The sequence below is a fragment of the Alcanivorax sp. genome (assembly GCF_014762765.1).
In the GTDB taxonomy this organism is placed as follows: Bacteria; Pseudomonadota; Gammaproteobacteria; order Pseudomonadales; family Alcanivoracaceae; genus Alcanivorax.
Genome location: NZ_JABURH010000090.1, coordinates 1 through 5745, shown reverse-complemented (window position 1 = coordinate 5745; position 5745 = coordinate 1). Strand labels below are relative to the sequence as shown.

Here is a 5745-nt window from a genome sequence, read left to right as displayed (position 1 = left end):
CCAACCTGAGCCTGAACCAGGGCTGCACGGGGTGCCGCCATGGCAACCAGAGGCGCCTGGGGATCCGTGGTCGTAAAGGTGTAGGAAATGGCGATGCTATCCTTTGCCTGCTCGGCACTGAGAGCGCCACCGGAAAGCGTTTGCAGAACACCAGAAGCGATGGTTTCCCAGCCGGCAATGGCATTACGCACCGGCTGCAGAGCAGGGGTTACGGCTGGTGTCGTTTCCCCAAGCGTGTCGTAGCTGCTGGACGGGGTGATAGGATCACCGGCACTGTCCAGCACGCCATTGGTGACAAATACCAGATACTTGGTCTTGGCCTGCAGGGGTTCCTGAGGAATCACACGCAACACATTGTTGGTGCCGCCATCCAGGGACACCACCTCAGCACTGGCAGCAGGCCAGTTAGCGGGGGCCTGAACACCGACGATATTGGCGGGATCCAGCGCATCATTGCCGCCAGTATCCAGCGGGATCAGAAACACATTCGGCGAAGCACATTGCGCCATTGCCTGAGCAAGAGTCGTGCAAATGCTGGCCGGATCAATGCTGCCACCGGCAAAGCCGATGTCAAAATAAGCGTTGGTAGAAAAGCCGTCCAGGCTATTAATTGCCGCCTCTACCGGATTGGTAGGAGCGCCCACGTCAGCCGTACCGTCGCTACTGGCCGCTGCAGCAAAGAGGATATCCGTATTCAACGGCAGATCGGAGGTCAAAGGATCGAAACGGGGGTATGTTCCGATTTGAAGTGCGCCCTCACTCTGATCGGGAACGGTATCACTGCCGCCACCACAGGCCGCCAGTGCCAGGGCCACTGCCGCAGGCAGTACTTTCTTGTAGATATGCATGGGTTCTCCCAAACCATTTGTTATCTTTTTTATTTCTGACTGTGCCGCAATCTCCCATAACCCAGCCAGAAAGACATCGTCCGCGTGCACCGAGTCTGCGTCGGCTAAGCTACACAACGGAGTTGTCACCTAGGAAGAATACAGTATGTTACGAAGAGCACCAACGGTCTTTGGCGGGAAAAGATGAGCGTTAGTCCGACAGGCGGTATCCGGGCGACGACCAGCCAGTCACCACCCGTGAGGAAGGGACAGCAGGGCTATTGCAGCCGATCAGGGGCTCGCAAGGTCACCGGCTGCTCTTCCGGTGCCTCATCCCCGCTCTTGCACTGCTGCTCCATGTAGCCTGTGCGCTCCTCCTCCGGCAGGTTGCGGGCCTCCCAGGCGATGACCGCCTGCAGACAGGTTTCGCGCTGCTCACGGGTCAACGGCCGACCATCCGCCCATTTGCCGGTTTCAATAGCGCGCCGCATATTGTCGCAGACCTCCGGGGTCATGGCGGCGATCAGGTCGTCAAAGCTCTGGTAGGTCATATCGGTAACTCATTTTAAAACGGCAGCATGCCAAACGTCTGGCGCACATCCTGGGTGGTCGTCGCGGCTGTAGGAGCTTGCTCGCAGGCGAAAACGGTTCGGCTGCAAGCAGCCTCCTACAGACACACCATCAACTGCTGTCACCGGGGCGAGTACTCCAACCCAGCTTGGAACGACAGGCCTGGTAGAAATCATGACCAGGCGGATGGATCAGGTGCAACCGGTGAGGTTTCTTGCGAATGGCGATTACATCATCCACCTGCAGGCGAATCCCGGCGGTGCCATCGCAGCTGACCAGCGGGCGGACCTTTTCTGTGGTGATATGAATCTTGATCTCGCTGTCACCGGCCACCACCAGCGGACGGCTGGTAAGGGTATGGGGATTGAGCGGCACCATTACCATGGCATCCAGTTTCGGGTGCATGATGGGGCCGCCACCTGACAGCGCATAGGCGGTGGAGCCGGTGGGGGTAGAGATGATCAGGCCGTCAGACCGCTGGCCATAGACGAAGTGGCCATCAATCACCAGCTCAAAATCGATCATATGTACGCTGTCACCGGACAGCAGCACCACATCATTCAGGGCGCACCCTTCACCCACCACCGTCTTGCCGCGACGGACTTCCAGGTCCAGCAGGAAGCGCTTTTCGGTGGTGTACTCCCCGTCCAGCACCTGCCCTACCCGGCTTTCGATTTCTGACGGCAGGATGTCGGTGAGAAAGCCCAGATGACCACGGTTGACGCCCAACACGGGCACATCAAAACGGGAAAGGGTGCGAGCTGCGCCCAGCAGGCTGCCATCACCACCGACCACAATGACCAGGTCGCAGGCTTCGCCCATCTGCGCAGCAGAGGCTGCCTGTAAGCCCATTTCCGGGAGGCTGCCGGAAATGTTCTTGTCGAGAATAACGGTACAGTCCCGCCCGTTGAGAAAGTGGATCAACTGGCGCAGGGAATACAACGCCTGCTCACTTTCAGAGCGGGCGATCAGGCCAATATTGCGGAATTTGTTGCTAAAGCTCTCTTGCGCCACACTAATCCTGGGCAGCCGCAGCTGCATCCGGTGGAGGGCTTGCCCGCCATCCGGTGAGCAATTACCCCTGTGTCAGGTACTCGCTCAGGTTAGCAGCATTGGCATTCAGGCCGCCATCCAGAACGATTACGTCCAAGCCGGCGTTTTTTAACAGAAAAGCCGCCGTGGCGCTACGTCGACCTGTATCACAATAGGCAATGTAGGTCTTGCTCGGGTCCAGCAGGCGGGATTTCAGACGCAACACGTTCAGCGGCATATTGGTAGCACCCACCAGGTGCTCCTGGTCGAATTCATCGCTGGTGCGCACATCCAGCCACCAGGCGCCCTTTTCTGCCGCGTCCAGTACATCCTCAGCGGGCATGGTGTTGATGATCGGCTCGCGCAGCAGGGCATCAAAGTCCTGGCGCTCCAGCTTCATCAACACCCCATCGGTAGCCATGGACACAGTGGCATTACGGGGCTTGCCGGAAAGCAGCGCCTCTTCGCCGAACCACTGCCCTTCTTCCAGCATGGCGACGGGGGTCGGTGCACTATCCCCCATGCTGATGGCCACCTCACAGACACCCTCTTTGAGGATATAACAGCAATCTGCTGCCTCCCCCTGACGAATGATCACTTCCCCCTGCTTGTGACGATGGGCTTTCAGGCGACGGAAGATTTCCAGAATATTGGTGGGCGGGACCCGGTGAAACAACTTGGATTTGAGCAACCGAATCATCCACTCACGATCATTCTGGTAAGCGGAATTGGCGTTGATGTCGAGGATCACGTAACCCGCTGACTGATCCCAGGAAAGAATGGTATCCAGCCGAAAACTGTCAAACCGGACCACACTGACCTCGGTCAGCGCCCTCGCCGTACTCCGGCGCGGCTGGGCATGCTCCAGCGGATGCCAGGATGCGGTATCTCCGGCACTGACAGTACGGGTTTTGCCAGCTTCATCGGTAAGCTCTACCTTACCGCTGAGCAGATAGATGGTGGTGTTGTCCTTGTCACCAAGCGAAAAAAGGGCATCTCCTGACGAATAACGGCACACCTCCTGCTGATCCAGGAGCCAGTCCAGCTGGTCTCCAGACAGCGCATTCACTGGCACAAAGGTCTGCAAAAGGCTTTTATCAATGGATTCCTGTGCCATAACTGCCGCTCCCGGTGTTCTTATTGTGACAACAACATCATGCTTTCAGCGTAGACAATGCAAAAAACCTACCATTTTTCAGGAAAATGGCACTGACTCACATTCCGGCTTCAGCGAAAACGCAAAACGTTATCGATGGCGGAGTCGTTGCGACAGTTCGGGCAACGGTTGGCATTGCAATCCGATACCCCTGGCTTGAACTGGTTAGGCACTTCCACCCGGATCACACGTTTGCCACAGGCCTGCTGCTCAGAGCCTATTGGCACCTGGCATACAGGGTTTTCGTAATGCGCCAGCCAGGCCCGGTAATGGTCTTCGGTCACCAGACACTTACGCGCCGCGAATGCCACCGGGTTTTCCATATAGTTGCCAATCTGGTCAGCGGAAATTGAGATATGCCCCGCGCCGGGATGAAAGGCGATAAAGCTGAGACCCAGATTTTCCAGTTTCTCAAGCACCTTCTGTGCACCGGTGTTGGCCTCTTTAACCCGATTGCGCTTGAGCTCACCCAGCTCTTCCTTGAGCTGACTGATCAAATCATCGCGGGTCAGCACGTCCATTTCCTTGGCATGAATCTGCTCGGATAGCTTCGCCCGCTCCTCCTCGATACGCTGCTCCAGGGCCAGCTTGTACTGTTCGGTCAGCACCTCCAGTTCGCTGCCCTGGGTCTTACTTTGATGGCTCTGCTCTTCCAGACTCTGAGACAGTGACAGGACCTGGGCCTTGAGAGAATCGTTCTGCTCACGAAGGGCCACATTCTGGGATTTAAGCGATTTAAACTGCCCCAGCACCTTTTCCAGTTGGGCATTGAGGATTTCTTCTTTCTGCTGAGCGGCGTAACGGAGTTTGCCCACCTCTTCGGACTGGGAGTTCTCAAGCGTCTGTACCCGCAAACGCAGCTCCTTGATGATACGAGCAAGCCGAACCCTCTCCTCATCAGCCTCTTTCTTGTTCTGACTGTCTTCAGGGGCAATGGTGGGAGCCTTGGCTTCTGCACCGATGACTGGCGGCGCGGCGGCCGGGCTGGAATCCAGCTCGTCATCAATCTCCAGGCCCAATTTAGGACCACGCTCACGAATGGTGTCGCGAATGGCGATAAAGTCGTTGGCTCCGGGCTTCATACCCGGATCCCACATCTGATCCTGGTGCCAGGCCACCGGACACTGGCTGCGGCAGGCCAGGCGGATCGGCCCGGCCCCCATATCCGGCCCCTGCCCCGCATGCTCCGCAAGATGGCGCAGCGGTACATTCCAGGTGGTGTCGGCCATGCCGTCTTCGTCAAAATCGATGGTAAAAAGGACTAGCGAGCGAACCCGCAACTGGCCATTGACCAGACAGTAGGCGCCACGGACTTCCTTGTCGGCAAATTCAGGCACACCCACCATGCCATCCAGGATCGCCTCAAAATCCGCGTACAGCATGCTTTTGGTAATGCCCCGATGATCAAAAAACAGAATCGCTTCGGACGTCACGGAGGATAGAGGCATGTGTCCTTCCTTCCCTTGAGAATTATTGTAGTTGGCCACTGACTCGCCACAACATCACTCTCTGCAAGATCCAGAAAACACAGTAGCGACGGCGAAGTCAGGGTGCTGCCAATTATAGTCAGCCCCTAATAAAAGAGTGTGACCTGAATGGCAGTAAAAAAAAAGCATACGAGAATGCGCCCATCACTATGCCGCAAAGCACCTGACGAAGACCAATAACGGCATCACGTTGCCGGAATAATATGTATTAAAGAGGGGGGATCAACCGCGAAGGCTTAACGAATAGGGATGGGGCAGGCAAACCGAAGAGGGGGTGATACGGAGAGGAATCAGAGCTCCTCTCCGTCGTCCACCCAGCTGTCTTCTTCCTGCCACTCTTCCAGGCATTCCAGCAGCTGTTTCTCTTCCAGTCGCTCTTCCAGATAGTCTTCCATTTGCTTGTCCTCCTTGTCTTTTCAGTGTTTTGGACCTGAAATTAGACAAGGTTTAGGTGACAAGTTCATGAAATAGAACGCTTCACGCCCGATGCTAGACGCCAAATGCAATAAAACTGAGCAAGGCACAACGAGACACAATACATCAGGCGCCCAACAAAGGATGACGGGGAAACAGAAACAAAAAAGGCCCCCATCAATGGGAGCCTTTAATGCTGAATAGTGGCGGAGCGGACGGGACTCGAACCCGCGACCCCCGGCGTGACAGGCCGGTATTC

The 5745-nt window shown here is 56.4% G+C and carries 4 protein-coding genes and 1 pseudogene; all 5 read right to left on the bottom strand.

Annotated features, from left to right (window positions below; genetic code table 11):
• Positions 1–848: pseudogene (locus HUJ17_RS04595) on the bottom strand (hypothetical protein); the annotation flags it as partial.
• Between the two features lie 257 nt (positions 849–1105).
• Positions 1106–1378, bottom strand: coding sequence for a DUF1315 family protein (locus tag HUJ17_RS04590; protein ID WP_290509571.1), 273 nt, complete (start codon positions 1376–1378; stop codon positions 1106–1108).
• A gap of 130 nt (positions 1379–1508) precedes the next feature.
• Positions 1509–2438 carry an NAD(+) kinase gene (locus HUJ17_RS04585; protein WP_290509570.1) on the bottom strand — a complete coding sequence of 310 codons (930 nt, stop codon included), beginning with the start codon at positions 2436–2438 and terminating at the stop codon, positions 1509–1511.
• A gap of 34 nt (positions 2439–2472) precedes the next feature.
• Positions 2473–3546: a cyclic nucleotide-binding domain-containing protein gene (locus tag HUJ17_RS04580; protein ID WP_290509569.1), complete on the bottom strand. Its 1074-nt coding sequence runs from the start codon at positions 3544–3546 to the stop codon at positions 2473–2475.
• Positions 3547–3656: 110 nt separating this feature from the next.
• On the bottom strand, positions 3657–5033 hold the full coding sequence (locus HUJ17_RS04575; RefSeq protein ID WP_290509568.1) for a hypothetical protein: 1377 nt from the start codon (positions 5031–5033) through the stop codon (positions 3657–3659).
• Positions 5034–5745 lie beyond the last annotated feature (712 nt).